At 59.7% G+C, this 26869-nt stretch carries 24 protein-coding genes; 11 read left to right on the top strand and 13 right to left on the bottom strand.

Annotated features, from left to right (window positions below; all coding sequences use genetic code 11):
* Positions 1 to 68 precede the first annotated feature (68 nt).
* Both yfiR and dgcN read left to right on the top strand, forming a co-directional pair.
* Entirely contained in the window at positions 69 to 617 is a 549-nt protein-coding gene (gene yfiR / locus ABRZ28_RS13065; RefSeq protein ID WP_319604837.1) for a regulatory sequestration protein YfiR, read from the top strand.
* On the top strand, positions 610 to 1839 hold the full coding sequence (dgcN, locus tag ABRZ28_RS13060) for a diguanylate cyclase DgcN/YfiN (protein WP_319604838.1): 1230 nt from the start codon (positions 610 to 612) through the stop codon (positions 1837 to 1839). The genes yfiR and dgcN overlap by 8 nt, the downstream gene beginning before the upstream one ends.
* Before the next feature lie 112 nt (positions 1840 to 1951).
* Here dgcN and ABRZ28_RS13055 read toward each other — a convergent pair whose 3' ends face one another.
* The 8 genes from ABRZ28_RS13055 to ABRZ28_RS13020 all read right to left on the bottom strand — a co-directional run bounded on the left by ABRZ28_RS13055 (position 1952) and on the right by ABRZ28_RS13020 (position 8996).
* Complete coding sequence (locus tag ABRZ28_RS13055; RefSeq protein ID WP_319604839.1) at positions 1952 to 3160, bottom strand: MFS transporter; 1209 nt, start codon at positions 3158 to 3160, stop codon at positions 1952 to 1954.
* Positions 3157 to 3549: a GlcG/HbpS family heme-binding protein gene (locus ABRZ28_RS13050; protein ID WP_319604840.1), complete on the bottom strand. Its 393-nt coding sequence runs from the start codon at positions 3547 to 3549 to the stop codon at positions 3157 to 3159. The genes ABRZ28_RS13055 and ABRZ28_RS13050 overlap by 4 nt, the downstream gene beginning before the upstream one ends.
* 109 nt (positions 3550 to 3658) lie before the next feature.
* Positions 3659 to 4354, bottom strand: a complete 696-nt coding sequence (locus tag ABRZ28_RS13045) for an IclR family transcriptional regulator (RefSeq protein WP_319604841.1) — start codon at positions 4352 to 4354, stop codon at positions 3659 to 3661.
* Between the two features lie 141 nt (positions 4355 to 4495).
* Positions 4496 to 5167: a methionine ABC transporter permease gene (locus ABRZ28_RS13040; RefSeq protein WP_330520456.1), complete on the bottom strand. Its 672-nt coding sequence runs from the start codon at positions 5165 to 5167 to the stop codon at positions 4496 to 4498.
* Entirely contained in the window at positions 5152 to 5943 is a 792-nt protein-coding gene (locus ABRZ28_RS13035; RefSeq protein WP_330520455.1) for a methionine ABC transporter ATP-binding protein, read from the bottom strand. The genes ABRZ28_RS13040 and ABRZ28_RS13035 overlap by 16 nt, the downstream gene beginning before the upstream one ends.
* On the bottom strand, positions 5943 to 6752 hold the full coding sequence (locus tag ABRZ28_RS13030; RefSeq protein ID WP_319604844.1) for a MetQ/NlpA family ABC transporter substrate-binding protein: 810 nt from the start codon (positions 6750 to 6752) through the stop codon (positions 5943 to 5945). The genes ABRZ28_RS13035 and ABRZ28_RS13030 overlap by 1 nt, the downstream gene beginning before the upstream one ends.
* A 17-nt stretch (positions 6753 to 6769) precedes the next feature.
* Positions 6770 to 7801, bottom strand: coding sequence for an isopenicillin N synthase family dioxygenase (locus ABRZ28_RS13025; protein WP_319604845.1), 1032 nt, complete (start codon positions 7799 to 7801; stop codon positions 6770 to 6772).
* Positions 7802 to 8102: 301 nt separating this feature from the next.
* Positions 8103 to 8996: a helix-turn-helix transcriptional regulator gene (locus ABRZ28_RS13020; RefSeq protein ID WP_330520454.1), complete on the bottom strand. Its 894-nt coding sequence runs from the start codon at positions 8994 to 8996 to the stop codon at positions 8103 to 8105.
* A gap of 234 nt (positions 8997 to 9230) precedes the next feature.
* Here ABRZ28_RS13020 and ABRZ28_RS13015 point away from each other — a divergent pair, with 234 nt between their 5' ends.
* The 7 genes from ABRZ28_RS13015 (at position 9231) to ABRZ28_RS12985 (ending at position 19104) form a co-directional block, all read left to right on the top strand.
* A complete protein-coding gene (locus ABRZ28_RS13015) occupies positions 9231 to 11030 on the top strand; it encodes an ABC transporter ATP-binding protein (protein WP_330520453.1) in 1800 nt (599 codons plus the stop codon).
* On the top strand, positions 11031 to 12788 hold the full coding sequence (locus ABRZ28_RS13010) for an ABC transporter ATP-binding protein (protein WP_330520452.1): 1758 nt from the start codon (positions 11031 to 11033) through the stop codon (positions 12786 to 12788).
* 170 nt (positions 12789 to 12958) lie between these two features.
* The gene (locus ABRZ28_RS13005) at positions 12959 to 14326 is read left to right on the top strand and encodes a pyridoxal-phosphate dependent enzyme (RefSeq protein WP_330520451.1); all 1368 of its coding nucleotides are present in this window, start codon (positions 12959 to 12961) and stop codon (positions 14324 to 14326) included.
* Positions 14327 to 14370: 44 nt separating this feature from the next.
* Positions 14371 to 15531 carry a trans-sulfuration enzyme family protein gene (locus ABRZ28_RS13000; protein ID WP_319604850.1) on the top strand — a complete coding sequence of 387 codons (1161 nt, stop codon included), beginning with the start codon at positions 14371 to 14373 and terminating at the stop codon, positions 15529 to 15531.
* Between the two features lie 165 nt (positions 15532 to 15696).
* Positions 15697 to 16434: a MerR family transcriptional regulator gene (locus ABRZ28_RS12995; RefSeq protein ID WP_319604851.1), complete on the top strand. Its 738-nt coding sequence runs from the start codon at positions 15697 to 15699 to the stop codon at positions 16432 to 16434.
* Between the two features lie 133 nt (positions 16435 to 16567).
* Positions 16568 to 18079: an FGGY-family carbohydrate kinase gene (locus tag ABRZ28_RS12990; RefSeq protein WP_330520450.1), complete on the top strand. Its 1512-nt coding sequence runs from the start codon at positions 16568 to 16570 to the stop codon at positions 18077 to 18079.
* Positions 18076 to 19104, top strand: a complete 1029-nt coding sequence (locus tag ABRZ28_RS12985) for a 2-hydroxyacid dehydrogenase (protein WP_330520449.1) — start codon at positions 18076 to 18078, stop codon at positions 19102 to 19104. The genes ABRZ28_RS12990 and ABRZ28_RS12985 overlap by 4 nt, the downstream gene beginning before the upstream one ends.
* Before the next feature lie 909 nt (positions 19105 to 20013).
* On the opposite strand, the gene ABRZ28_RS12980 is transcribed toward ABRZ28_RS12985, so the two are convergent.
* Genes ABRZ28_RS12980 through ABRZ28_RS12960 form a run of 5 tightly spaced genes read right to left on the bottom strand, consistent with a single transcriptional unit; the run spans position 20014 to position 25513 of the window.
* Positions 20014 to 20955, bottom strand: coding sequence for a carbohydrate kinase family protein (locus ABRZ28_RS12980; RefSeq protein WP_330520447.1), 942 nt, complete (start codon positions 20953 to 20955; stop codon positions 20014 to 20016).
* Between the two features lie 40 nt (positions 20956 to 20995).
* Positions 20996 to 21982, bottom strand: a complete 987-nt coding sequence (locus ABRZ28_RS12975) for an ABC transporter permease (protein ID WP_319604961.1) — start codon at positions 21980 to 21982, stop codon at positions 20996 to 20998.
* 11 nt (positions 21983 to 21993) lie between these two features.
* Positions 21994 to 22986, bottom strand: a complete 993-nt coding sequence (locus tag ABRZ28_RS12970) for an ABC transporter permease (protein ID WP_330520446.1) — start codon at positions 22984 to 22986, stop codon at positions 21994 to 21996.
* Positions 22983 to 24530: a sugar ABC transporter ATP-binding protein gene (locus ABRZ28_RS12965; RefSeq protein ID WP_319604856.1), complete on the bottom strand. Its 1548-nt coding sequence runs from the start codon at positions 24528 to 24530 to the stop codon at positions 22983 to 22985. The genes ABRZ28_RS12970 and ABRZ28_RS12965 overlap by 4 nt, the downstream gene beginning before the upstream one ends.
* 2 nt (positions 24531 to 24532) lie before the next feature.
* Positions 24533 to 25513: a sugar ABC transporter substrate-binding protein gene (locus ABRZ28_RS12960; protein ID WP_413556260.1), complete on the bottom strand. Its 981-nt coding sequence runs from the start codon at positions 25511 to 25513 to the stop codon at positions 24533 to 24535.
* 253 nt (positions 25514 to 25766) lie between these two features.
* Here ABRZ28_RS12960 and ABRZ28_RS12955 point away from each other — a divergent pair, with 253 nt between their 5' ends.
* Positions 25767 to 26288: a 1,2-dihydroxy-3-keto-5-methylthiopentene dioxygenase gene (locus ABRZ28_RS12955; RefSeq protein WP_319604857.1), complete on the top strand. Its 522-nt coding sequence runs from the start codon at positions 25767 to 25769 to the stop codon at positions 26286 to 26288.
* A gap of 109 nt (positions 26289 to 26397) precedes the next feature.
* Positions 26398 to 26862 carry a YehS family protein gene (locus tag ABRZ28_RS12950; RefSeq protein WP_319604858.1) on the top strand — a complete coding sequence of 155 codons (465 nt, stop codon included), beginning with the start codon at positions 26398 to 26400 and terminating at the stop codon, positions 26860 to 26862.
* Positions 26863 to 26869 lie beyond the last annotated feature (7 nt).

The raw sequence follows: 26869 nt of genomic DNA, 5'->3' as shown, positions 1-26869 counted from the left end.
GAATAGCGGGGATTAAATATATTGCCCCCTATTCGAGCGAGTATTTTTTTACAAGGTTGAACCAAGGAATGATGAAAAAATGGCCCGTATTACTCCCATTTTTACTGTCCATCGCGATCGTTTCAGCCAGAGCGGCGTCCGGAATAGAATATGAGATGTCGCAGGTGCCGGCAGAGAGGGTTTATCAGACCGTAGCGGGCATCATCAGTTATTCACACTGGCCGGCGTCGGATAATCCCCCCACACTGTGCGTGTTTTCATCCGCCTACTTTCTGTCCGCCATAACCGCGCCGGCGGAGACGCAAAAGAGGCCGGTTTTTAATGCCGTGGTACTGAAAAATAGTCGTGATATGCCGCCATCTCGATGCGACGCCGTGTATTTTGGTCGAGAATCCGCAGCGGAACAGTTAATCATCACTGAACGCTATCAGGATCATCCATTATTGACCATTGCCGAACAAAACCAGGAATGCGGCAACGGCAGCGCATTTTGTCTGGTATTCGCCAATAAAACCGTCAGCTTTGCCGTTAATTGGGATGCATTGTTTCGAACGGGTATCAGGGTTACCCCTGAGGTTTTAATTCTCGCACGGCCACAGAATGAAGATCATGAATAATAAAGGCATGTTTACTTCCCGTCAGGCAAGGAAAATAACCTTCAGGTCTGCCTTGACCCGCATCAGCGCGGTAAGCATCTTTATTACGATGATGGTCTCGTGGATGTTGATTACCACCGCTTCGCTGGTTTCGCTTAAGCAATATACGGAAAAAAGCCTGCAAGTTCTGGCTTATACCCTGAGTCAAAGCGTGGAAGCCGCCGTGGTATTTCAGGACGGCCTGGCCACCAAAGAAATATTAGCCAATCTTGGTCAACAGGGGCAATTCAGCGTGGCCACCGTGACCGATGTTCAGGGGAGAAAACTGACCGAATGGCGGGCGACCGACAGCCTCACGCTGGATCATCAGGACAAAATAATCATCCGCTGGCTATTTCCGCACTCGGTTATTCAGCCTATTTATCATCGCGACAAGTTAGTGGGCTACATTGAAATCTCCGGTGCGGATGCGACGATAAAACAGTTCGTTTATTTCTCGTTAATCGCGCTGACCCTGTGCATTATTTTAGCCTCCGTCCTGGCTATTTTTATTTCCCGTCGTCTGCATAAGGGGCTGGTTTTCGATCTGCAAAATATTACCGCCGCGGTGCATGATATCAGGGAAAACCGTAATTTCTCCCGACGGGCGCCCGCGGGTAAAATAGTGGAAATTGATACATTGAGTAAAGACTTCAATAGCTTAATTGAAGAAATCGAACATTGGCAAAGCCAGATGTTGAAAGAAAACGACTCCCTGCTAAAACGTTCGCGCCGCGACTCGCTGACAGGGTTAGCCAACAGAGCGGCATTCTGTAGCACGCTGGAAAATTTGCTCAGAGATAAAAAAGGCAACGCCCAGATCGCTTTACTTTTTATCGATTGCAATCATTTCAAACCGGTTAACGATACCTATGGACATGCCGCCGGCGACGACGTTCTGGTCACCATCGCCAACCGTTTATTACAGTGCGTGGGTAAGGCGTCGCTGCCCGCGCGTCTGGGCGGCGACGAATTTGCCTTGTTTATCTGTTCCACGACGCAAGACAGGGATCTGATCGACGCCACAATACGGAAAATCAAAAATAAAATGAGCGAACCTATCTGTTTGCCCGATGGCATCACCATCAAAATGACGTTAAGTATCGGCGTCGCCATTGCGGATAAGCAGTCGACATTGAAATCATTAATGGAAGAAGCGGATAAAAATATGTATCTGGAAAAACAGAATCACCATAATCAGTAAAACAACCGCCATACCCTAATCATTCCGCACCCCAACACGCCGGCGACTCGCAGTATGGCGGCAGACATAACAAACGGGCGGGCGCTTTTCATCGCCCGCCCAGCTTAATTATTCAGCGGTTCGCATCGGCTCCGGATGAATAGGCCGCGAAGCGCCGGTTTTTCAACACCAGCCAGCCCAGAGGCAGTTGCGCCAGCGCCGCCAGCGCCACGCCCGCCCAGGGCGTCAGCGTCAGCCCGTCGCGGGCGACCATCATGCCGCCGACGCTCTCGCCCAACGTAATCCCTAAATTAAACGCCGAAATGTTCAACGCCGAGGCAAAGTCCACCGCTTGCGGCGTATAGCGTTCGGCGGTGTCCAGCATTCCCGCCTGAAATCCCGGCGATAAACCGAAAGCGAGCGCGCCCCAGACAAATAACACCACCATCATCGGCAACGGATAAGGCATCAGAAACGCCAGCGCAATGAGCGTCAACAGCAGCAAGAGCAACATTCGCTTCAGCGCAACCTGCCAGCCGAGCGCGGAAGCCAGACGCCCGCCGGCCAGATTGCCGATCAGGGTGGCGACACCGAATACCACCAGCAATAAACTGGCGCTGGAAGATGAAAACCCGGTAATCTCCGTCAAAATCGGCGTAACAAAGGTAAAAGCGGCGAAGCTGGCCCCGAATCCCAGGATAGTGACGCTCATCATCAACAGCAGCGCCGGCTGGGCCAACGCCGCCAACTGCGTCGCGACGCCGCCGGCAGGTTTCGCCGCCAGCGTCGGCACCCAGAATACCGTCGCCAGCCAGGCGATAGCGGCCAATAGCGCAACGGCGTAGAACGGCAGCCGCCAGCCGATACCGTTGCCAATCAGGCTGCCCAGCGGCACGCCGATCACCATCGCCAGGGTCAGCCCGGCGAACATAAGCGCAATGGCGCGACTCGCCTGCCCTGCCGGCGCCAGCCGCGCCGCCACCGTCGCGCCGATGGCGAAAAAGCTGCCGTGCGCGACCGCAGTCAGAATACGTCCGGCCAGCAGCATGGCGTAGTCGGCGGCCAGCGCCGATAATATATTGCCTGCAAGAAAAACCGCTATCAGTCCGAGCATCACCGGTTTACGCGGCAAGCGCGCCAGCGTCAATACGACAACGGGCGTCCCCACGGCCAGCGCCAACGCATAGATCCCGACCAGCCCGCCCGCCGTTGACAGCGGGACATTAAAATCCCGCGCAATGGCGGGCAATACGCCCACGACGATAAACTCCGCCACGCCGATGGCGAAGGCGGTAACGGCAAGCGCCCAGATACCGGGATGTACCTGCGTCGCTCGGCTCATACGCGCCCCGCCGCTTTCAGCGCGATAGCCTGATCGTCCTCTACCGTGGCGCCCGCCACGCCGACGGCGCCGATCGCCTTGCCCTGAGCGTCGTGCAATACAATGCCGCCGCCAAAGCTGATCAGCCCGCCGTTGGTGGCCTCCAGGGTATAGATTGCCCCGCCCGGCTGTGCGGCGGCGCCGATCTCGCCGCTATCGGTCCGAAACAGCGCCGCGGTACGCGCTTTCTTTAGCGAAACATCGATTGCGCCGGGAACGGCATCATCCATACGCAGAAACGCGCGCAACAGGCCGCTATCGTCCACCACGCTGATGCAAACGGCGAAACCCTGCTCACACGCCAGCGACCGGGCGCGTTCGATAACCTGTCGGGAAAGAGACTCAAACATACGAAAACTCCTGATAAAACCATTAGAGCGTTCGATAATGCCGATAAGGAAGGGATGGTGGGAATAGCATCGGACAAGTTGGCGGACAAAGTTCGATAATGCCGAACATTCAATACATCGCGGTGGTTGCCAAACGGCGCAGCACCGATTCGCGCAGTTTCCAGGCGGGTCCGGCGGCGCCGATTGCCGCCGCCACGCGCCCCTGCTGGCGTAAAGGCAACGCCAGACAATTCAGACCGGGTTCGGCCTCCTCCAGATCCAGCGCATAACCCTGCGCCTGAATCGTTTTCAGCTCTTTTTCCAGCGCGGGCGATACCAGCCCGGCACGACGCAAGCTACGCATCAGCTCAGGATCATAAGCCAGAAATATTTTGCCGATCGCCGAGGTGGTTAACCCCTCGCGCCGCCCGCGCGGACTGGGAACGCACAGACTGCCGTTGCCTTCCAGCGCGTCAATATAGAGATATTCGCGCGTGCCGCAGGGTACGGCCAGGTAGCAGGTTTCACCGCTGTGTTGCGCCATCGCCCGCAGCGCGCCGGAAAATGCGCGACGCAACGCGGCGTCCGCGTCGGCCAGCGGCTGAGCGATTTCCCTCAGGCGCAGCCCCAGCGCATAGCGGGTATCGCGGCGGGTGACATAGCCCATGGCGGACAAGGTATTCAGCAAGCCGTGCAGCGTGCTTTTATGCAGCCCCAGGTGCGTCGCCAGATCAACCAGCCGCGCTTCGCCGCCGGCCGCCGCCATCGCCTCCAGCAGGGACATTGCCCGTTCGACGGACTGAATAAGCCGGTTTTCATCAATCATGCGCGTTTCCTTTATCCCTCAGTCACAGGTCATCGCGCCCTGATCAGGCTGCACTCCATCCAGGGATAGGGAAATCGCCTCCGGGAAATGACCGACGGCACAAGATACCCCCCGGCAACGCCCTCTGACAATAGCGGCGGATTAACGACGATAGGCCAGCGAGCGCACAAGGCGGTCGCCGAAAGACTGCACCAGCTGCACCAGCACAATCAGGACGATAACCGTGCCGGCCATGATTTGATCGTTAAAGCGCTGGTAGCCATAGCGGATAGCCAGATCGCCCAAACCGCCGCCGCCGATAACCCCGGCCATGGAAGAAAAGCCGATCAGCATCACTATCGTCAGGGTTATTCCGGCCAGAATGGCGGGCAGCGCCTCCGGCAGCAGCACTTTACTGACGACATGCCAGGCGGTTCCCCCCATGGAAAGAATGGCTTCCACCCGCCCGCGATCGACTTCATCCAGCGCATTTTCCACCACGCGGGCGAAGAAAGGAAACGCGCCGATGGTGATCGGCACCACCGCCGCCGTGCTGCCCAGCGTGGTTCCCACGATGAGACGCGTAAACGGGATCAGCGCAATCAGCAGCACCACAAACGGCAGCGAACGCCCGATGTTGATGATGCCGCCCAGCACGCGGTTTACCCACGGCAACGGCAACACGCCGTTGTGACGGCTGATAAACAGCACGACGCCCACCGGCAACCCGATCAGCACCGTGAACAAGGCGGCCAACCCCACCATATACAGCGTTTCCAGCGTGGCGTTCAGCATCAGGGAATAAAACTCCTCCCAACTCAGGCGACTTTGCATAAGCGGATATCCTCCACCCCATGACGCTGTAAAAAAGCCCGTTCGGCGGCATAATCCGGCAGTAGCGCCTTACGCAAGCGCGAATCGGGATTGGAGAGCAGCGATCGCAGCGATCCGCTTTCCGCCACCTGCCCCGCTTCCAGCAGCGCGGCGTGATCGCAGATGGCCTTGACCACCGCCAGTTCATGCGTAATAAGGACGATGGTTAATCCTAACTGGCGATTAATATCCGCCAGCAGCGACAACACCGACTCCGTGGTTTCCGGGTCGAGAGCGCTGGTGGCTTCGTCACACAGCAAATACTGCGGCCGCGCCGCCAGCGCGCGGGCAATCCCGACCCGCTGTTTTTGTCCGCCGGAAAGCTGCGACGGATACGCCCGCGCCTTGTCGCTCAACCCCACCAGCGCCAGCAACTCCTCCACTCTGGCCGCCCGCTGCGGGCTGGCGACGCCGGCGATTTCCAGCGGAACCGCCACGTTATCCCGCACGTTGCGGGCATGCAGCAGATTGAAATGTTGGAAGATCATGCCGGTGCGCTGGCGATGCCGGCGCAGTTCCTGCGGCGACAGCGTGGTGATATCGCGATCGTCCATCAGAATACGGCCCGACGTGGGCCGTTCCAGCAGATTAAGACAGCGGATCAGGGTGCTTTTCCCCGCGCCGCTGCGGCCCAGAATGCCGTAAACCGACCCGTCGGGAATGGTTAACGACACATTATCCAGCGCCGGTCGGGCGCTTTCGGCGTAATGTTTACCAAGCCTGTCGATAACGATCATTACTTTTTCCCTGCAACCGGTATCACCGACCCGTTGTAACGGCTATTGATGAAATCCGCTATCTGGCTGGACTCCAGATCTTTCGCCAACTGCTTAATGCGCGGATCGTCCTTCAGCGCCGGCGTCGTCACCAGAATATTGGCATACGGGTTATCGGCGGCGTTTTCCAGCCCGAGGGAATCTTTCGCCGGCACCAGCCCCGCCTCCAGCGCATAGTTGCCGTTGATGACGGCCAGCGCCACATCATCCAGCGAACGGGGCAGTTGCGCCGCCTCAATTTCCGTAATCTTCAGATTTTTGGGATTTTCCGCAATATCCTTCGGCGTCGCCTGCGCGGTCGCCGGATCGTTATAGCCGCTCTTGAGCTTTATCAGTCCCTCGCTTTGCAGCAAATAGAGCGCGCGACTGAGGTTGGTCACGTTGTTCGGCACCGCCACCGTGGCGTTATTCGGCACCTCGTTCAGCGTTTTATACTTTCTGGAGTAGATCCCCAGCGGCTCGATATGCACCGTCGCGGCGACCACGAATTCCTTACCGAGCGCTTTTTCCTGATCGCGCAGGTAAGGCACATGTTGGAAATAGTTGGCATCCACATCGCCATGGGCTAATAGCTCGTTGGCGTTAACGCCGCTGGTCAGTTCCACGATGTTCAGATCCAGAGACGGATCGATTTTTTTCACCTGCGCCAGAATCTCGGCATGCGGCACCGGATCCGCCGCCACCCGCAGCGCTTGCGCCGCCTGGGCCGAAAACGCCAGACCGACGGATAACGCCAGCCCTGCCAAAGAGAAAATGACATGGTTTTTCATACGGATATTCCTTATTTTTAGATAGTTATCGTTTCTTTGGCTTGCAAAACATCACCGTAATATCGGGTCGCGACATCAGGATGGGAACGTAAGCGTCCCTTGAGATAATTCCACCCCACATCCCGCAACAGGGGATTCAGGGGATCGCTGGTCGGTCCCAGCGCCTGGACGGCAAGATGGTCCGGCAATTGATAAACCGGCACCACGCTATCCAACTGCGCCCCGAGGAAAAAAGCGATGGACAGACGCTCCCGTCCCGGCGGCGGAGAAACCACCCGATGAACCGTCGCCCGCAGATAACCGTTGGTCGCCAGCTCCAGCAGTTCGCCGATATTGACGACAAAAGAACCGGCCAGCGGCAACGCATCGATCCAACGCCCCGGTTCGACTTCCACCTGAAGGCCTTGCTGATTATCCTGGAGTAAAAAACTGAGAAAACCGGAGTCCTTGTGCGCGCCGACGCCCTGCTGACCGCCGTCATGCGGCCGGCCGGGATAGCGGATCAATTTGATGTGTTCGTTGGGTTTTGCGCCGTACAGCGCATCAAACGCGGTGACGGGCAGCTCCAGCGCTTCGGCGAACGCCCGCAGCAGGCGCAACGCCATGCGCGTCATCTCTTGCTGCCAGTGCAACAGGGTGGTTTTCAACTCAGGCAGCGCCGCAGGCCAGAGGTTCGGCCCCTGCAACCGACGCCAGGCGGGATCGTGGGCCAACAGATGCAACGCGGGACGTTCGGCGCCGATATCAAATTGCTCGCGCCAGTCCGGCTGGCTGCGCGTTAACTCGGCGCCGGCCCGGTTATAACCACGAAAATGGGGGGAATGAATCATGGCGACACGCTGTTTTTCCGCCTCCGACAAAGCAAAAAACGCTTTCGCCAGTTGCTGCACGCGCTGTAGCTGCGCGGTATCGATGCCATGATGAACTAAATAGAAGAAACCGACGTCCCGGGCGGCCCGGTTCAGTTTGGCCAGAAAATTCGCCCGCTGTTCCGTATTACCGTCAAGCTGTGACAAGTCCAGAATGGGTAGAGATGTGATATTGCTCATGGCAGACTCCGGTCATTAGCCAATAAAAATCGCTTAAACAAAATGTGGAGTCGCTACAACAACGATAATGGGTCATGATTAATCCTCTCTCTATTATATTTATATTCAACCGGTCAAGATAATCTGACGTCATTTGATAAGGTAATACGCGTCTTAGCCGCCGGCGCTGCTTCCTCCCGAGTATTAATCCTGATTTACGTCATCAGGTAAAATACCAATAATGAAAAACCTTAGCCAAATAATGGCTATATCGCTAAGCGGCTAATCGCCGGGTTGATTTTTTCGCTGGATGCCGAATGCGTTACAGGCACCACCGCCTCGCGTCCTTCGGCAGTACGCCGAATTGTTTGCGAAACGCGGCGCTGAAATGAGAGGGATTGCTGTAGCCCAGCAGCGCGGCGGTTTCCGTTACGCCATGGCGCGCCAACAGGTCTCGCGCATACTCCATGCGTTTACGCTGGAACAGCGCATAAGGGGTAACGCCGAACTGTTGCTTGAATCCGCGTTTAATCTTCTGTTGATTTAGCCCGCTCCGGCGCGCCAATTGTGCGATGGTCGGCGGTTTACTTAAATCCTTGAGCAGCAGTTCTCGCGCCAGTTGCAGCCGCCGCCGCTCACGGCCGCAGATTGTCTCGTCATGCGGCCTTACGGCGCGGACGGACATCAAATTCCAGGCCAGAAATTCCAGTGCGGCCGAATGCGCCAGCAGTACCGAAGGATGATCGCTCATCAGCAAACGACTGAGACGTTCGGCCGAATCGATAATGCGCTGACCGCAGGCGTGGCAAAGCAGACCGTCTTGCTCGCGATAATCGTCGTACCCGCCTGCATAATCATCGCCCGCCAGCGCCATGAGCAACGGCGGAGAGATCCTCAGTTCGATGTTTCTCCAGTCGGGACTGCACTGCACCCGGAACAGGCCATCGGGAATAAAGGTCGTCAGCGCCCGACCGCGCGCCAGTTCCAGACGCTGCTCGCGGCAGGCAATTCGCGTCTGACCGCTGAGCTGACAATTAAAATGAATCCGGGCGGTCTGTCCCGCGCCTTCCGTCACCGCCGACAGCGTCTGGGCGGTACGGGAGGTGACGAGGGACAACTCCATGCCGGGATAGAGTTCCAGCGTTTTTACCTTCATGCCTGGCGGACAGAGAAACCCCGAGGTGGTCGGTAACGCGCCTGACTTCATATCTTGCATACTGTTTCCTTTGCGTTGCACCGCATTTATAACCCCATTGTATAACCAGGCTTAACGCAAGACACGCCATTGCAAACAATTCTTGTTTTCAAATAAAAAGCAAGACCCGCGCCGGTCGCGCATAAATAAATCCTTATCGGGGGGGAAATCGTACCGAATCGGGTAGCTCGACGCCGGGGCCGCCGCCATCATGATCGTCATCCCATTTTTCACATGAAACCAAGGATGCGCGTTATGAAGCATCGAACGGGAAGCCGTCCGACCGATCTGACCCCCAGGGGATTTTTACACTTAATCACGCTTGCGCCCTACCCGCTCGGCGGCGCCATTATTACCGCCATTGCGTCGGCCGCGCTGAGCGTGGCGCCGTTCTGGATCATCTATCTCATCACGGTACAGCTTTTCTCCGCCCAGCCTGATATGAGCGCGGTCTGGCGACTGATCGGCTGGGCAGTGGCGGTGTTGGCGCTGCGCTGGGCCTGTATGGCGATCAGCCATATTCTGGCCCACATCGGCGCTTTTCATATTCAGTATCGATTAAAAATCGGCATGGCGAAACGGCTGGGGGAAGTACCGCTCTCCTTCTTCGCCCGGCGTGGAACCGGCAGCCTGCGACGCGTGCTGAATGACGACGTCAATAGTCTTGAGGGCTTCTTCGCCCATATGTTGCCCGATGCGGCCGCCGCCGCGGCGATCCCCGTCGCGGCCTTAATCCTGTTGTTCGCCGCCGACTGGCCGCTGACGCTGGCCGCGCTGATACCGCTGCCGCTGGCGATGCTGGCTCAGTGGTGGATGATACGGCGCTCACGCACGCAGATTCGGGAATGGAACGAACTGCAAAAGCGCATCGCCAATCAGGTCGGCGAATATATCCGCGGGGTACACGTCATCAAGAGTTTCGGGCTGACGTCGCGCTCGTTCGGCGATCTCGCCGACGCCATTCACCGCGCCGTCGACTGGGTTCAGACTTACGCCAAAAACAGCACCGGCGGTTGGGTGCTGTTTACCACGCTGCTATCCGTTAACCTGCTGGTCGTCGCCCCGCTCGGCGCCTGGATGCTGGCGCGCGGCGAACTGGATCGCCCGACGTTCGTCATGTTTCTGCTGGTGGCGCCGGCGGTCTTATCCCCGCTGCTGCGCCTGACCTTTGCGATGGGCGAACAGATGCAGCGCATGGCGGCGCTGGAACGCATCAACGACATTCTCGCCGTTCCCCCCTTGCCGAATCAGGCCGGCGCGCCCGTCCCCGACGGCGCGCTCGATATCCAATTTACCGATCTCTGTCAGCGGTACGACGCGCAACTGGCGTTGAACGGCGTCAGTTTTCAGGCCCGAGCCGGTCAATTGACCGCGCTGGTCGGCGCCAGCGGTTCAGGCAAAAGCACGCTGGTTAAATTGGTGGCGCGTCTTTACGAATTTGAATCCGGCAGTCTGACCATCGGCGGCGTGGACATCCGCCAATGGCCGCTGGATGCCCTGCTGGCCCGTCTGGGCATTGTCTTTCAGGAGGTCTTTCTGCTGCACGGCACCGTACGCGACAACCTGGCATTGGCTCGCCCGGACGCCAGCGATGCGGAGATCGAGGCCGCGGCGCGGGCCGCTCAGGCGCATGATTTCATCTGCGCGCTGCCGCAGGGTTACGCAACCATGCTGGGCGAACGCGGCGCCAGCTTGTCCGGCGGCGAGCGCCAGCGCTTGTCCATCGCCCGCGCGTTGCTTAAAAACGCGCCCATCCTGTTGCTTGACGAGGTCACGGCCAGTATCGACGCGGAAAACGAAAAGCTGATACAGCAGGCGCTGAGCCGCCTCTGCGCGGGAAGAACGGTATTAATGATCGCCCACCGTCTTGGCACCATTATGCATGCCGACAATATCGTGGTGCTGGAAAAAGGCCGGGTGGCGGGACAGGGAACCCATGACGCGCTGCTGGCAACCTGCCCGGCCTATCAGCGGCTGTGGCACGATTATATCCAGGCTGAATCCTGGTCGCTCGGTAAACCGGCGGACAAGACTTGCGCCGGGGAGGAAAAATAAATGATTCGTGAATTGGTACAGTCCGGCTTTCGCTTATCCGGCGTCCGCGACCCGCGATTAGTGCGCGGCCTGATGTGGTGCGTGGCGGAAGGATTTTTTTCCGCGCTCTTCTACATGGCGCTCTATGGTCTGCTGCGCGAGGTTTTCGCCGGCGTCAACACCCCGGCGCAATCGATCGAATATGGTCTGGCGATGCTTGCCAGCGTGGCGTTGCGCATCGTCGCCGGCTATTGCGGCATGCCGCTGATCTTCAGCGGCGCTTACGCCATGATGGGCGAAGCGCGGCTGCGTGTCGCCGACCATCTGGGGCGACTGCCGATGGGTTGGTTCAACCGGCAACGCGGCGGCGATCTGTCCGCGCGTCTGACGTCGGACCTTGAATTGATCGAGCACCTCTGGTCGCATTTTTTAGGCGTGTTCGTGTCCGGTCTGGCGATGCCGATATTTCTCATGCTGTTCCTGCTGTGGGTAGATTGGCATCTGGCGCTATTAACCTGCGCCGGCATTCCGCTGGCGCTGCTGATGCTGAGCTGGAGTCAACGCATGGCGGCGCGTCCCGGCGACCAGATGATCGCCTCCGGCATGGCCGCGCAGTCCGCGCTGCTGGAATACGTACAAGGCATTGCGGTCATCCGCAGCTTCGGGCGCTTTGGTCAGGCCTGGCGACGTCTGGCGTCAATTCTGACCGAACACCATGACGCCGCGCTGGCCGTGGAGTCCAAACCCGCGCCCTGGCTGGCCGGTTACGGATTTATGCTGGAAATGGGCTATATCAGTCTGGTGCTGGCCGGCGTCTGGTGGCTGGGCGACCATACCCTGTCCCCGGACGTACTGATCCTGTTCCTGATACTGGCGCTGCCGGTATACCGCCAGCTATTCGACGTTGGTTTGTCTACGCTGATGCTGCGCTTCGCCCGTCGATCGCTGATGCGCATTGAATCCCTGCTGGCGGAAAAAGCGCTGCCGGAACCCGCTTCGCCATTGCCTCCGCAGGGAGAGGAGATCATTTTCGAACATGTCGACTTCGCCTATGACGATCGCAACGATTCGTCGCAGACGCTTAACGATATCTCCTGCGCGATCCCCGCCAACCGCTTTACCGCTATCGTCGGCCCCAGCGGCGCCGGTAAAAGCACGCTGGCGCATCTGATCGCCCGTTTATGGGACGTGCGCGCCGGCCGGATCCGTCTCGGCGGCGTCGATCTGCGCGATATCGGCACCGACCAGCTTCATCAACATGTGGCGATGGTCTTCCAGGATGTGCTGCTGTTCTCTGGTTCGGTTCTGGACAATCTGCGCATCGGCAGACCGGACGCCAGCCGGGAAGAAGCGATTGAGGCGGCGCAACGCGCACAGGCGCACCGCTTCATTGAGGCATTGCCGCAGGGATACGACACGTTATTGGACGAAGGCGGCGGCTCGCTATCCGGCGGGGAGCGCCAGCGGATTTCCATCGCCAGGGCGCTGCTGAAAAATGCGCCGATACTGTTGCTGGATGAAGCCACCGCCAGCGTCGACCCTTCCGCGGAAGCCGAGATTCAGCAGGCGATGACCGAGCTGGCGCAGGGGCGCACCGTCGTCGCGATCGCTCATCGGCTAAAAAACATTCGCCATGCCGACCTGATCCTGGTGCTGGATAACGGGCGGTTGGTGGAACAGGGAAACCATCAGGAACTGATTGCGCGGGCGGGGTTGTATTCACGCCTGTGGGAACGGCAGCAGGAGGCGCAGGGCTGGAAATTGCAGGTATCGGCATAGCCATCATGCGGAAGCATATACGTCTAAACTGCTGAGCAGCCACACATCCATACGGCCAAACAGGATTTTATATTACACATATGCATATCTATTGGTGATTTATTTCGTTCGTCCTGATTTATCGCGGATCTAATATGGCGGCACGCGGTTTATTTCTGGACGGACAACACATGGCAATCTCTACTTCAGTACTTGATTTCATTGGCCGCACGCCGTTACTTGAACTGACGAATTTCGACACCGGGCCGTGCCGGCTGTTTGTCAAACTGGAAAATCAGAACCCCGGCGGTTCGATTAAAGACCGGGTCGCCTTGTCGATGATTGAGCATGCGGAACAGCAAGGCTGGCTGAAACCGGGCGGCACCATCATTGAGGCCACGGCGGGCAATACCGGTCTGGGGCTGGCGCTGGTGGCGGCGCTGAAAGGCTACCGTCTGGTGCTGGTGGTGCCGGACAAAATGAGTCGGGAAAAGATCTTCCATCTGCGGGCGCTGGGAACGGAGGTGCTGTTGACGCGCTCCGACGTCGCCAAAGGGCATCCCGCCTATTATCAGGATTATGCCCGCCGACTGGCGACCGAGATACCCGGCGCATATTACATCGATCAGTTCAATAACCCGGCCAACCCGGCCGCGCACTACCGCACCACCGGCCCGGAACTCTGGCGGCAGTTGGAACAGCATGTCGACGCGGTGGTGGTGGGCGTGGGCTCCGGCGGCACGCTGGGCGGCCTCAGCCGCTACTTTGCAGAGGTATCGCCGGACACCGAATTCGTCCTGGCCGACCCGGAAGGCTCCATCCTTACCGATTACCTGAAATACGGCACGCTGGGGGAGGCGGGAAGCTGGCGGGTGGAAGGCATCGGCGAAGACTTTATCCCCGAGCTGGCCGATTTCAGCCAGGTCACGCAGGCCTATGCCATCAGCGACGCCGAGTCCTTAACGACCGCGCGCGAGCTGTTGCGAAAAGAAGGCGTGCTGGCGGGATCGTCCAGCGGCACGCTGCTGGCCGCCGCGCTGCGCTATTGCCGCGCGCAGACCGAACCCAGGCGCGTGGTCACCCTGATCTGCGACAGCGGCAATAAATACCTCTCCAAGATGTTCAACGACTACTGGATGATCGAGCAGGGCTTGATTCAGCGCCCGCCGCACGGCGATCTGCGCGATCTGATCACCTACCGGCACGATGAAGGCGCCACGGTGTCGGTTTCCCCCGACGACACGCTGGCGCTGGTGCATGCCCGCATGCGTCTGTATGACATTTCCCAGTTGCCGGTGCTGGAGAACGATCGCGTGGTGGGCATTATTGATGAATGGGATCTGCTCAACAGCCTGAAAAAAGACGCGCAGCATTTCTCGCTCACCGCCCGCGACGCCATGTCCGACGAGGTCAATACGCTGGATAAATCCGCATCCCATGAGGAACTGCTCGCGACTTTCGATCGGGGACACGTCGCCATCATTCTCGACGGCGAACGTTTTCTCGGCCTGATTACCCGCACCGATGTGCTGAACCACTGGCGACAAGCGCTACGCTAAATGCGCGTTTGGCCCCGCTCGCTTTCTGATACAAGGAATATGTTATGAGTCGTTTTGATACCCGAACCGTCCACGCCGGCTACACGCCCGACAGCACCGGCGCGGTAATGCCCGCGATTTACGCCACCTCGACCTTTGCGCAACCCGCGCCGGGAGAACATACCGGCTACGAGTATTCGCGCAGCGGCAATCCGACCCGCAGCGCGCTGGAAGCCGCCATCGCGGAACTGGAGGGCGGAAGCCGGGGATTCGCTTTCGCCTCCGGCCTGGCCGCCAGCGCGACCATTCTCGAACTGCTCGATCACGACAGCCACGTGGTGGCGGTGGACGATCTTTACGGCGGCACCTGGCGGCTGTTGGAAAACGTACGCAAGCGCAGCGCCGGGCTACAGGTGACCTATGTCGATCCGGCCGATCTTCAGGCGCTGGAACAGGCCATCACCCCGAAGACCCGTATGATTTGGGTGGAAACGCCCACCAATCCGCTGCTGAAGCTGGCGGATCTGGCGGCGATAGCCGCCATCGCCCGTCGCCATGATCTGATCAGCGTGGCGGACAACACCTTCGCCTCGCCGGCCCTGCAACGGCCGCTGGAGCTGGGATTCGATATCGTGGTGCATTCCGCCACCAAATATCTGAACGGCCACTCGGATGTGATCGCCGGGCTCGCCGTGGTGGGCGACAACAGCGATCTGGCCACGCGGCTCGGCTATCTGCAAAACGCGGTGGGCGGCATCCTCGATCCGTTCAGCAGCTTCCTGACCATCCGCGGCATTCGCACGCTGTCGCTGCGTATTGCGCGCCACAGTGAAAACGCCCTGCTGCTCGCCCGCTGGCTGGAACAACAGCCGCAGGTGGAGCAGGTCTATTATCCGGGACTGCCCAGCCACCCGCAGCATGAGCTGGCGCAGCGCCAGATGTCCGCCGCAGGCGGCATGATCTCGGTGCGTTTGCAGGGCGACGAAGGCTATGCCCGCGCGGTTATCCAGCGAACCCGGCTTTTCACGCTGGCGGAAAGTCTGGGCGGCGTCGAAAGCCTGATCAGTCAGCCCTTTGCCATGACCCACGCCTCCGTGCCGCTGGAAAAACGGCTGCTGAAAGGCATCACGCCGCAGTTGCTGCGCCTGTCCGTCGGCATTGAAAACCCGCAGGATCTGATAGAGGATCTGCGCCAGGCGCTCAATACGCAGGAAAATAACCTCTGATCGATGGCGTTGTTTTCCGCCGGCCTATCGCCATTCTGAAGCCGCGCCACCGCACGCGCCCGACGCCGGGCGCGTCAAGGTTGTACAAGATAAAACATTTGTATAACTTTGCGCCCGGCGTTACCTTCTGACTATCCCTACATAACAATGGCTTCGTAAGCATTTATGGCAGTCTATACCATCGGCGAATTCGTTGAACAATGCGGCATCACGCCGGCTACGCTGCGCGCCTGGCAGCGCCGTTACGGTTTGTTGCAGCCGCAGCGCACGCCGGGAGGCCACCGGCTCTATAATGATGAAGACCTCAAGCAGGTGCAGCGCATCCTGGTCTGGCTGAAAAAAGGCGTCTCGATCGGTCAGGTCAAACCGCTGCTGGCCGACGGCGCGCACGGCTATGCGCCGGAAGATAACTGGCGCCGCTTGCAGGATAAAATGCTGGCGCATTTGCAACAGGGCCAGGTGTCCGCGCTGCGCCATCTTCTTTATGAAACGGGGCGCGAATATCCGCGCGCCGCGCTGGTGGATAACGTATTGCGCCCGCTGCGGATGCGGCTGAGCAGTAACCATGCCGCGGTACGCACGCTGCGCGCCGTGCTCGACGGTCAGATCGTCGGATACAGCGCGTTTTGTCTGGCAAGCAACCGCCGCCGTCGCGGACAGGAGGCCTTTCTGGCCGGCTGGCATTTACGCGATCACACGGAAGTATGGCTGGAAGCGCTGAAACGCTCTACCGCCGCGTTCCATTTCGACGTGCTGGGCGCCGCGCTTGACGACATCACGCCGGAAGTGCAGCCGGACAAGCTCTGGGTGCTGGTTACCGCAGGCCCGCTGACCCAGGCGCTCCAACATCAGCTCGACGCATGGCTGACCAGCGGATTGCAGGTGGTGGTGGTCGCCCCCTGAGCGTCGCGAAAACCGCGTTCCCCGCCCACGGGTTATTTCTCCCCTGATGATTTGCTTTGCCGATATCGGCATATAGCGCCGTCGGATTTTCCATTACCCTGATTTCGCCCGCAATACAGAAGGTGAATGACGGATGGATTACTACATAGGCATTGATATCGGCACCTCGAAAGTGAAGTCGGTGCTGTTCGATTCCGCGTTCAATGAACATCAGATCGCCTCAGCCGCCAACGCCACCGAGACGCCCTTGCCGGGTTATGCGGAACAGGATATGGCCGGCTTATGGCAAGGCGTGCTGACGACTCTGACCACGCTGGCGCGCTCCCCCCTGCTGCGGCATGGACGACTGAAGGCCATCGGGCTGGCGGGTCAGGGGGAAGGCGTCTGGCTGAGCGACCGTCAGGGAGAACCGGTGCGTCGCGCCATCCTGTGGAGCGATACCCGCACGGCGCAACGCGTCGCGCAGTTGAAACAGGATCCGGCGCTTGAGGCCGCGTTTTTCGCCGCCACCGGCTCCCCGCTGTTGCCTTGCAACAGCAGCCTGATCCTGCATTGGCTGGCGCGGCATCAGCCCCAGTCGCTGAGCGCGGCCGACTACTTCTTTTTCGCCAAAGACTGGGTGCGTTTTCGCCTGACCGGCAGGGCCAACCTTGAATTAACCGATGCCGGCACCTCGCTGCTGGATCTGCGCAGCGAAACCTTGTCGGATACCGTCTTGGATACGCTGGAGCTGGGCGCGTTCCGTCCTCTGTTTCCGCCGCTGCTGCAACCGCAGGCGATCGCCGGCGCGCTGAGCGACGACATCGCCGCCCTCACCGGCCTGCCGGTTAACACCCCGATCGGCGCAGGCGCGCTGGACGTCTCCGCCGCGGCGCTGGGCATCGGCGCGGTGCGCGACGGGGATATTTTCACCATTCTCGGCACCACCTGCTGTACCGGGATTGTCTGTCGCGGACTGGCGCGCGTCAGCGCCAAAACGCGCTTTGTCGCTCATGCCTGGCCGGGACATTACCTTAACCTGTTCGCCATGCAGTCCGGCACGCCGAATATTGACTGGGCGCTGGCGCATCTGGCGGATACCGCCGACTTCGAGGAGCTTGGCGAGCGAATCAGCCGCATTGCGCCGGGCAGCGACGGCGTGTTTTATCAGCCTTATCTGAACGGCGAACGCGCGCCGTTTTACAATCAGTCGGCGCGAGCGGGATTTTTCGGCATCGGTCAGCACACCACCAATGCGCACCTGTTGCGGGCGGTATTCGAAGGGCTGGCCTATGCTATCAAGGACTCGCTGACCGATTACCCTGACGGCGGCGATCTCTATATCGCCGGCGGCGGCGCGGCCTCGCCCTACTGGCTGCAAATCATCGCCGACTGCACCGGACGCAAGGTGATCGCCAGCCCGGCGAAAGAGCTCAGCGCTCGCGGCGCGGCGATGTTGGCCGCGCTGGCCGTCGGCGAAAAAATCGTACCGTCCGATCTGGCGGGCAACCAGGGTCGGCAGACGTTTGCGCCCAATCCGCGCGCGCATCGCCATTACCAGACGCTGTTTCCGGTCTTTCGCCAGTTGCGCGACCAGTTGCAACCCCTGTGGCAGGCCCGCGAACAGGCGCTGAACCAGCTTGCAGAAGGCACATTTCCATCATGAAAATCATTTTTACCGCCGAATATGCCGGCGACCTCGATCGGTTTCGTCGTTTGGGCGAGTTGGTTTTAGACGGTTGGGCCGTCGGCAAGCCCAAACTCAGCGCCGCGGCGCTGATTGCGCTGGCGCGGGACGCGGAGATCCTCATCACCAGCTATGACGATATCACCGCCGAGGTGATTGCCGCCTGCCCGCGTCTGCGGCTGATTGCCTGTACCCGCGCCAACCCGGTGAATATCGACGTCGCCGCCGCCCGCGATCGCGCCATTCCGGTGATCTACACGCCGGGGCGCAACGCCGACGCCGCCGCGGAACTGACGCTGGCGCTGATGCTCAACGTCGCGCGCCATATTCCGCAGGCGCACGCGGCGTTAAAACGCGGCGAGTTCACCCGCGACGATCGGCAAAACAGCGCTACGCAGGCCGGTCTGCGGCAGGATGTGGTTTGGGACGTCACCAAAGAGAGCCCTTACGAGGTGTTTAAGGGCAGCGAGCTGCGCAACAAGGCGCTGGGGATCGTCGGCTACGGCAGCATCGGCAAACGGGTGGGCCGGCTGGCGCGGGCGTTCGGCATGCAATTGCTGATCGCCGATCCCTATGTTGCGGCGGAAGAAATAGACGAGCCCGGCGTGCGCAAAACCACGCTGGAGACGCTGTTCGCCGAGTCTGATTTCGTCAGTCTGCACCTGAACAGCACCCCGCAGACCAGAGACCTGGTTAACGCCGCGCTGCTCAACCGCATGCAGCCGCACGCCTACCTGATCAACACTTCGCGCGCGGCGGTAATACGGGAAGCGGATCTGATCGCCGCCTTGCGCGACCAACGGCTGGCCGGCGCCGCGCTGGACGTCTACGACAGCGAACCGCTGTGGCGGCATCATCCGTTCGTCACCGAATTCGACAACGTGGTGATCACCCCGCACATCGCCGGCGCCACGCGGGAAACCCTGAGCAAACACACCGCCATGATCGCCGCCGAGCTGGAGCGCTTTGTCAGCGGCGAACCGCTGTTGTATGCGTGGAAGTAGGTTGAGCGTTGACCCCCTCCTTGCCTCCCCCTTGATACAGTCTCTTATACACAAATGCAGGAGCGCTGACGGAGGTGGCTGTTACGCGGCGTAAAAAATTATGCTGAGGAGATAGCAGGCTTAGGATGAGCCGCATGGATGCGGCGAAAGCTTGCGCCACGTCGGGAACGTGTCGCAAGCGGTCCGTTAAGCCTGATACCGACGAAGGCACCGCGCAGCGGCATAATTTAGCCACAAGCCCGGGTTCATAGGGGGCTGGCGCTTGAGCCCCCTATGTCGGGCGCGTGCTACGACGTAGCATGGAAATGGCGGCATTGTGGCGCACGAAACTGCCTCTGAGTCCGCATAAAAATGTGACTAAGAGACAGCCCTTGATAGGGGGAGGAGCAAAACTCCCTCCCCTGCGAAGGGGAGGGTCGGGGTGGGGTCAATCAATTGACTGACGACGCCTGCCGCTACCTCCTCCCGGCCTCCCCCTTGACACTGTCTCTTAGTCACATATTTACCGATAACGGTATATGTAGGCTCAGTGTTATTTCGTGCGCGAGAAGGCCGTCATTTCTATGCTATGTCGCAGCACGCGCCCGACGCAGGGTGGTTCAAGCGCCACCACCCTACGAACCCGGGCTTGTGGCTAAATTATGCCGCTGCGCGGTGCCTTCGTCGGTATCAGGCTTAACGGACCGCTTGCGACACGTTCCCGACGTGGCGCAAGCTTTCGCCGCATCCATGCGGCTCATCCTAAGCCTGCTATCTCCTCAGCATAATTTTTTACGCCGCGTAACAACCAACCCCGTCAACGCTCCCGCATTTGTGTATAAGAAAGAGCTGCTTGCGCAGGGGGATAGTCAACTCCCTCCCCTGCGAAGGGGAGGGTTGGGGTGGGGTAATCCCATAAACAGCGACAGGTCACAACGTCTTCGTTTGCGCCATAAATCGCTGGGTATGCTCCCAGTCGACGACGCCGGCGTCGGAACCCAATCCGGTCGCCACCAGCGCCGAGACCGCCGAGCCGAGGCGGCAGGCGCGCTCAAGATCCCAGCCGCGCGCCAGCCCGGCGATAAACCCGCCGCAGTAACTGTCGCCGCAGCCGGTGGTGTCGGCCACCGCCACCTGATAAGCCGGAATATGCAAAGAGAAGTCCTGACCAAAGACGTAAGACCCCTCGGCGCCGGATTTGAAGATACAGACGCCGACGCCGCGCTCAAGAAAGAACGCCGCGCTGTCGGCCAGATTATCCCTGCCCGACAAAAAGATCGCTTCCTGACGCGACGGCATAAAATAGTCGACATAGGGCAACAGCGGCGTCAATAGCGACAGCGTCGCGCTATCCGGCGCAATCAAATCCAGACTGGTGGTGACCCCGCGCGCTTTGGCATGGCGCAGCAGTCGGGCGCTCTGCCCCTGATCCATCCTCGCCAGCAGGCCGGTGCCGCCATGATGCAAAAAGCGCGTATCGCACACCGCGTCGAAATCCTGTTCCTCGATAAACAACCGATCGGACGCGCCGCGGTAATGCAACGCCGAACGCTCGCCGTCCGGGCGGATCGCCAGAATGGTGGCCGAGGTCTCCGCCTCGCGGGTACGCTGCACCAGCGAACAATCGATCCCCAGCCGCTGGTAGACGCCAAGAATAAAATCGCCCTTTTCATCTTCCCCCAGACAGGCGGCGGTGGCGGTGCGGATCCCCAACTTGGCGGCGTTCATCGCCGCGCCGCTGGCGGTGCCGGCCGGGTTCAGGCGGATCTGTTCGATGAAGCGCACATCGCCGCCGGCAGGCAGCTCGCTGACCGAACGACCGGCGACGTCCAGAATGGTTAATCCGACAAAAACCGCATCAAACTGACTCACATTGACTCCTTGATACCCATATAGATTCTGCCGACGCCGCTCACAGGCGCTGACGCAGACGCCCTTGCAGGAACGACAGCGCCAGCGCGACAACCAGAATAATGCCGGTCAGGGCGTCTTTTAGCATGAAATTTAATCCCATCAGATTCAGACCGTTGGCGATCATGCCGAGGAACAGGACGCCGATCAGCGTACCCGGCACGTTCGGCCGCCCATGCGCGTGAAACGCCGTACCGATAAATACCGCCGCAATGGCGTCCATCAGATAGGCCTGTCCCGCCAGCGGGGTGAACTGCCGCAGATTGGCGGATAAAATAACGCCGCCGACGGCGCAGGTTACGGAGGCGGCAATCAACAGCCAGAACAGCGACCGACGCACATTAACGCCGGCGATCAGCGCCGCCGGGGTGTTCAGCCCAATCGCGTGCAGGCGCTTACCGACGACGGCGCGCTCAAACAACAGGTAGTAAATGATTAATAGCGCCAGCACGATAAGGATCGGCTGCGGGATCCCCCACAGATCGCCGACCGCCAGTTGGTGATACTCCGGCGCCATGCGGCGATAGGCTATCGGGCCGCCGCCGTCGGTATAAATACGCTCGATGCTGCTGCCGATAAACCAGGTGCCCAGCGTGGCCAGAAAAGGTTTTATCCGGCAATAAATAATCAGCAATGCGTTCAGCAGACCGACCAGCGCGCCGCCGATTAGCGCCGCCAGCACCGCCGCCGGCCACGGCAGTTGATAAACCTTAAGCGCGATCAGCGCGAAGGCGGCGCCGAAATCCAGCGCCACCCCGACCGACAAATCAATCCCGCCGGCGGCGACCACCAACGTCATCGCCAGCGCCACGATCAGCAGCACCGCGCTGCCCTGCACCAGATTGGCCCAGTTGCCGAACGTCAGAAACAGCGGATTACTCAGCGCAAAGAACAGCAAAAACGCCAGCAGAATCAGCAGAAAACCGTAGCGGACAAACAGCGTCAGCAGCGGATTGCCTTGCCGGAATAGGGCCGGGAAAGAAGGCATCACGTTCAGCTTCACGATCCGTTCCTCCGTTGCTGCAACGAGCCCGCGCCGAGCACCAGCAAAATCAACACACCCTTGATGGCGCCTACCCAGAAGATATCCACCCGCAACAGCGCCAGACCGTTTGATAACGCATTCACCAACAGCGCCCCCAACAACGCGCCCCAGATAGTGACCACCCGGCGGCGGGAAAACGACGCGCCGATAAAGGTCGCCAGCACCATTTCCAGCAGCAGCGGCTCCGCCGTGCCGGGCGAACTGCCGGAGCCTTGCGCCAGCAGGGTTAACGAGGCCAGCGCCGCCGCCAATGCCGCCAGCAGATAGGAGCCGGTCACCAGCCCGCGGACGGACAGACCGGACATCTGCGCCGTTTCCGGATTGCCGCCGACCACCTGTAAATGTTGACCCCAGCGGCTATGGTGGACAATAAATTGAAACAGGATAAACACCAGCAGCATGAACCATACCGCCAGCGGCAAACCCAGCAGACTGTTATCGCGAAACGCCACGATAGCAGGATCAATGACGCTGATACGGCGTTGCCGGGTCAGCAGATTGGTCAGGCCGGTAAGCGCCACGGAACACGCCAGCGTCGCCAATAGCGGCGGCAGACGCACCAGCACCACCAGCAGCGCATTCAGCCCGCCCGCCAGCAGCGTGGCCGACACCGCCAGCAGCGTCAGCCATAGATAGCCGTCGCCGCCGTTGGTCAGCCCGTGGCTGACGATCGCCACCGCCAGCACCGCAATGGCCGGCAGCGACAGATCGATGCCGCCCGCCACCACATCATCGCCGCCGCCGGCGATCACGCACACCAGCCCGAAGCACAGGATCGCCAGCGGCGCCGTCTGACGCAGAATAATGGCGATGTTCTGCCAGGAGAGAAAGTACGGCGCCTGTACGCACAGGAACAGCAACAGCGCGGCAAATAACAGCAGCGGGATTTTATCGAGCAGCGCCGACGGACGGGCGTCGGCCGACGGCAAACCGGCATCGCGTATCATATCGCTTCCTTTTCCCGGCCGCCGCTGGTCAGCGCCAGCAGCGTATCCAGCGAGAGTTGCTCGGTACCGACATCGGCGATCAGTTCGCCGCGCCACATCACCAGAATACGGTCGCACAGCCCCAGCAGTTCGCCGGCGTCGCTGGAAGAAACCATCACGCTGCGCCCCTGCTCCGCCAGTCGGCGGGTGAGCTGGTAGATTTCCGCTTTGGCGCCGATATCCACGCCCAGCGTCGGCTCATCAAGGATAAACAGCGAGGCGTCCGTGCTCAGCCAGCGGGCCAGAATCACTTTCTGCTGATTGCCGCCGCTCAGATAACGCACCGGCCGCTCCACCTCGCGCGGCCGGATATCCAGCTTATCGGCCAGTTGCCGCGCCCGCAGTTTCGCCTTTGCGCGCCGCAGCCAGCCGTGACGCGCCACCGCGGGCAGCGACGAGAGATTGATATTATCCGCCACCGACCAGGGCAAAATCAGCCCCAGGTGGCGGCGATCGCGCGGAACCAGCGCCATCCCCAGCGCGATGGCCTGTACCGGGGAGCGAATACGGCGCGCCACGCCGTTAATCAACAGGCGTCCGCCGCGCGCCGGCGTTAATCCATACAGCGCATCAATCACCGCCTCGCGCCCCGATCCGAGCAGCCCCGCGATGCCGACGATTTCACCATGCGCCACCGAAAAATTGACGGGCCGAAAATAGCGCCCGTCGGTAAGGCGATCCGCCTGCAAAAAGGGACGCCCGTCGGCAACGGCGCGTTGCGGCGGCGCGAACAGAGTGTTGATGTCGCGTCCCACCATCAGATGGATCATTCCGTCGATATTTTGCGCCGCCTGCGCCTCCAGCGTCGCGACCTTGCGACCGTTGCGCAATACCGTGACACGGTCGCAAATATCAGCTATCTCATTGAGATAATGGGAAATATAGATAATAGCGATGCCGCGCTGCTTCAACGCCAGAATAGTCTGTAGCAATTGACCGGCTTCCCGCGCCTCCAGCGGCGCCGTCGGTTCGTCAAACACCACCAGCCTGGCGTCGCCGTCGATCAGCGCCCGCGCAATCTGCACCAGCTTGCGTTCAGCCAGACTTAAATCGCGAATTAACCGGTCGGCATCCATCGGCAGATTCAGCGTCTGCCGAAAGAAACGCTCGGCCTCACGGCGCATCGCCCGTCGGTCCAGCCCCAGCCAGCGGTGACGGCGCTCCTGACCGATAAACACCGATTCCGCGACGGTGAAATGCGGGATCAGATGTAATTCCTGATGAATCACCCGTACGCCGTGAGCATGCACGACGGCGGGCGTCACAGGATGCACCGGCTGACCGTCGAACAGGATGGAACCGCTATCCGGGGCATACACTCCGGCCAGGATCTTGATCAGGGTGGATTTTCCGGCGCCGTTTTCGCCAATCAGGCCGTGGATCTCGCCCGGCGCGGCATGCAGCGAAACATCCTCCAACGCGGCAACGCCGGCGAAGCGCTTGTTAATCCGCGTCATCACCAGCCCCGCGGAGGCCGGCTCCGACGCGCCTGCATTCGCCGTCATGATTACTTCAGTTCGCCGTAGCCGAGTTGCTTATAGGCCGCTTTCGCCTCGGCTTCGCCTTTCACCGGCAAGACCGGCACAAAGGTTTGCGGCAACAGCGTTTCGCCGGCAAAGTAATGCGCCACGTTCTTCGCCGACAGCGAGCCAATCAAATGCGGCTGCTGCGCGACGTTGGCGACAAACGGACTGCCCTGCTCCGCCATGATTTCCAGCGTTTCCGGGCCGGCGTCGATCGCCGTCACCTTCACGTCCTTGTCGCGTCCGGTCTCTTCCAGCGCCTGCACCACGCCGATGGCCGGCTGATCCCAGCAGGCGACGTGAATCGCATCCAGCGTGCCTTTCGGATGCTGGCTCAGCAGCTCAAGGGTTTTCTTACGCGCATCTTCCGGCGAATTGGAGTATTGCTCCGCCAGCTCCGGCTGAATAATTTTGATGCCGGGATAGTCCTGCAACACGTACTTCCACAGATCGTAACGAATGCCGCAAATGCGCAGCGAGTTGGAGAACGCATTGAACACCGCGACATTGCCCTTGCCGCCCAGCACATCCGCCGTGTAGCGGCCGATGGTCGAACCGATGGCGTAGTTGTCGGAGGTGGTGTTGTTGATGGAGTACGGCGAAACGTGATCGACGGTAAAGACCGGGATGCCCGCGTCGCGCAGCGCCTTGAACTTGGGCTCTACCGCGCTGTCCCCCAGAATGCTGATGACCGCATCCACCTTGCGCGCCAGCAAAATATCGTGGTTATTGGCATGCACCTGGTTGTCGCGTCCGCCGTCCACGCCCACCACGCTGCCGCCCAGTTTTTCTATCTCCGCCGTGGCTCCTTTATAAGCCTCGCGATCCCAAAAATGCTGTGTTCCCACCACAGCCACGCCGATGGTTTTTCCCTTGAGTGAAAGCGCCTCATCCGCTGCCTGCGCGCTGCCGGCCAGACCAAGCAGTAACGCCAGCGATCCCAAACGACGAAAATGAACGATCATGGTTTTCATCCTGATTTTTATACAGTTAATAGCGGTAAATGATGCTAACAGTAGAAAAATTTAAATCTAAATAACAAAAGTGATAATCGCTATTAACTAATCGGGATTGGTGTTAACGAGTGGTTGAAAATATTAACATATTCGTTTTTTTTCTTGGAAAATGCTGGAATAAGATATAAATAAAGCGTCTTGTTTTTTACCCCTATAAAGATGATGGTTAACGGATTCTTGCTAATGGCCTGAGGTAACAACCATGACCACACTCTCTATTTTTCAGCGTCCGCAAACAGCCCAACCGGTTCAACAGTTGACCCGCTTCGACGAGATCGCCGCGCTGCTTGCCGGCGCCGGCATTCAACTGGAGCGCTGGCCGACCGACGGCATCAGCCATGACGCCGACAGCGAAGCGCTGCTGGCGCATTTCCGCGCGGATATCGAACGACTCAAACAACAGGAAGGCTATACCTCGTCGGATGTGATCAGCCTGACGCCGGACCACCCGCAACGTCAGGAACTCCGGGAGAAATTTCTGCATGAGCACACCCACAGCGAAGATGAAGTGCGCTTTTTCGTCCACGGCAGCGGCACCTTTTTTGTGCCGATTAACGACCGCGTTTTCCGCCTGACCTGCGAAGCCGGCGATCTGCTGCGCGTGCCGGCCAATACGCCGCACTGGTTCGACAGCGGCGAATACCCGGATTTTGTCGCTATCCGCATCTTTACCAACCCGGCGGGCTGGGTCGGTCATTTCACCGGCAGAGAGACCTTCCACTGACCGACGCGGCAATGCCCGCCGCCGCCGAGGTATCCTTTACTGCGTTTACGGCCGGATCGCTTTATACTACCCGGCCATAATGATCATCAGCGGCGGGAATCATCCGGTAATGATAAATAACGATGTATTACGTAGCGTGCGCTACATGCTAAACCTGAATAACGAACAATTGATTGAAATTCTGGCGCTGATGGACGTCAGCGTCACGCCGCAGCAAATGGCCGCGTTCGTCAAAAAAGAAGAGGAAGAGGGCTGCCAGCTCTGCCCGGATGTGCTGATGGGCGCGTTTCTCGATGGGCTGATTATCCACAGGCGCGGCAGAGACGACAGCCGCCCGGCCCCCAAAATCGAACGCCGGATCACCAATAACATCATCCTGAAAAAACTGCGCGTAGCATTCGCGCTGAAAACCACCGATATTCAGGAAATTCTTCAGTCGCAGGATTTCCGCCTGTCGCAGCCGGAACTGACCGCCATGCTGCGCGCGCCGGAACACAAAAACTACCGCGCCTGCGGCGATCAGGTGCTGCGTTATTTCCTGAAAGGATTGGCGGTGCGTCTGCGCAAAGGCTGATTGCCGA

Origin of the sequence: Brenneria sp. g21c3 (assembly GCF_040240345.1) — a bacterium.
GTDB lineage: Bacteria > Pseudomonadota > Gammaproteobacteria > Enterobacterales > Enterobacteriaceae > Brenneria.
Note: the sequence above shows the minus strand (reverse complement) of the source record. Positions and strands in the feature narration are given on the sequence as shown.

Excerpts from the sequence above, each read along its gene's own strand:
- yfiR (WP_319604837.1), top strand. The coding sequence starts at position 69 with ATGATGAAAAAATGGCCCGTATTACTCCCATTTTTACTGTCCATCGCG.
- dgcN (WP_319604838.1), top strand. The coding sequence starts at position 610 with ATGAATAATAAAGGCATGTTTACTTCCCGTCAGGCAAGGAAAATAACC.
- ABRZ28_RS13055 (WP_319604839.1), bottom strand. The coding sequence starts at position 3,160 with ATGAGCCGAGCGACGCAGGTACATCCCGGTATCTGGGCGCTTGCCGTT.
- ABRZ28_RS13050 (WP_319604840.1), bottom strand. The coding sequence starts at position 3,549 with ATGTTTGAGTCTCTTTCCCGACAGGTTATCGAACGCGCCCGGTCGCTG.
- ABRZ28_RS13045 (WP_319604841.1), bottom strand. The coding sequence starts at position 4,354 with ATGATTGATGAAAACCGGCTTATTCAGTCCGTCGAACGGGCAATGTCC.
- ABRZ28_RS13040 (WP_330520456.1), bottom strand. The coding sequence starts at position 5,167 with ATGCAAAGTCGCCTGAGTTGGGAGGAGTTTTATTCCCTGATGCTGAAC.
- ABRZ28_RS13035 (WP_330520455.1), bottom strand. The coding sequence starts at position 5,943 with ATGATCGTTATCGACAGGCTTGGTAAACATTACGCCGAAAGCGCCCGA.
- ABRZ28_RS13030 (WP_319604844.1), bottom strand. The coding sequence starts at position 6,752 with ATGAAAAACCATGTCATTTTCTCTTTGGCAGGGCTGGCGTTATCCGTC.
- ABRZ28_RS13025 (WP_319604845.1), bottom strand. The coding sequence starts at position 7,801 with ATGAGCAATATCACATCTCTACCCATTCTGGACTTGTCACAGCTTGAC.
- ABRZ28_RS13020 (WP_330520454.1), bottom strand. The coding sequence starts at position 8,996 with ATGCAAGATATGAAGTCAGGCGCGTTACCGACCACCTCGGGGTTTCTC.
- ABRZ28_RS13015 (WP_330520453.1), top strand. The coding sequence starts at position 9,231 with ATGAAGCATCGAACGGGAAGCCGTCCGACCGATCTGACCCCCAGGGGA.
- ABRZ28_RS13010 (WP_330520452.1), top strand. The coding sequence starts at position 11,031 with ATGATTCGTGAATTGGTACAGTCCGGCTTTCGCTTATCCGGCGTCCGC.
- ABRZ28_RS13005 (WP_330520451.1), top strand. The coding sequence starts at position 12,959 with ATGGCAATCTCTACTTCAGTACTTGATTTCATTGGCCGCACGCCGTTA.
- ABRZ28_RS13000 (WP_319604850.1), top strand. The coding sequence starts at position 14,371 with ATGAGTCGTTTTGATACCCGAACCGTCCACGCCGGCTACACGCCCGAC.
- ABRZ28_RS12995 (WP_319604851.1), top strand. The coding sequence starts at position 15,697 with ATGGCAGTCTATACCATCGGCGAATTCGTTGAACAATGCGGCATCACG.
- ABRZ28_RS12990 (WP_330520450.1), top strand. The coding sequence starts at position 16,568 with ATGGATTACTACATAGGCATTGATATCGGCACCTCGAAAGTGAAGTCG.
- ABRZ28_RS12985 (WP_330520449.1), top strand. The coding sequence starts at position 18,076 with ATGAAAATCATTTTTACCGCCGAATATGCCGGCGACCTCGATCGGTTT.
- ABRZ28_RS12975 (WP_319604961.1), bottom strand. The coding sequence starts at position 21,982 with ATGCCTTCTTTCCCGGCCCTATTCCGGCAAGGCAATCCGCTGCTGACG.
- ABRZ28_RS12970 (WP_330520446.1), bottom strand. The coding sequence starts at position 22,986 with ATGATACGCGATGCCGGTTTGCCGTCGGCCGACGCCCGTCCGTCGGCG.
- ABRZ28_RS12965 (WP_319604856.1), bottom strand. The coding sequence starts at position 24,530 with ATGACGGCGAATGCAGGCGCGTCGGAGCCGGCCTCCGCGGGGCTGGTG.
- ABRZ28_RS12960 (WP_413556260.1), bottom strand. The coding sequence starts at position 25,513 with ATGATCGTTCATTTTCGTCGTTTGGGATCGCTGGCGTTACTGCTTGGT.
- ABRZ28_RS12955 (WP_319604857.1), top strand. The coding sequence starts at position 25,767 with ATGACCACACTCTCTATTTTTCAGCGTCCGCAAACAGCCCAACCGGTT.
- ABRZ28_RS12950 (WP_319604858.1), top strand. The coding sequence starts at position 26,398 with ATGATAAATAACGATGTATTACGTAGCGTGCGCTACATGCTAAACCTG.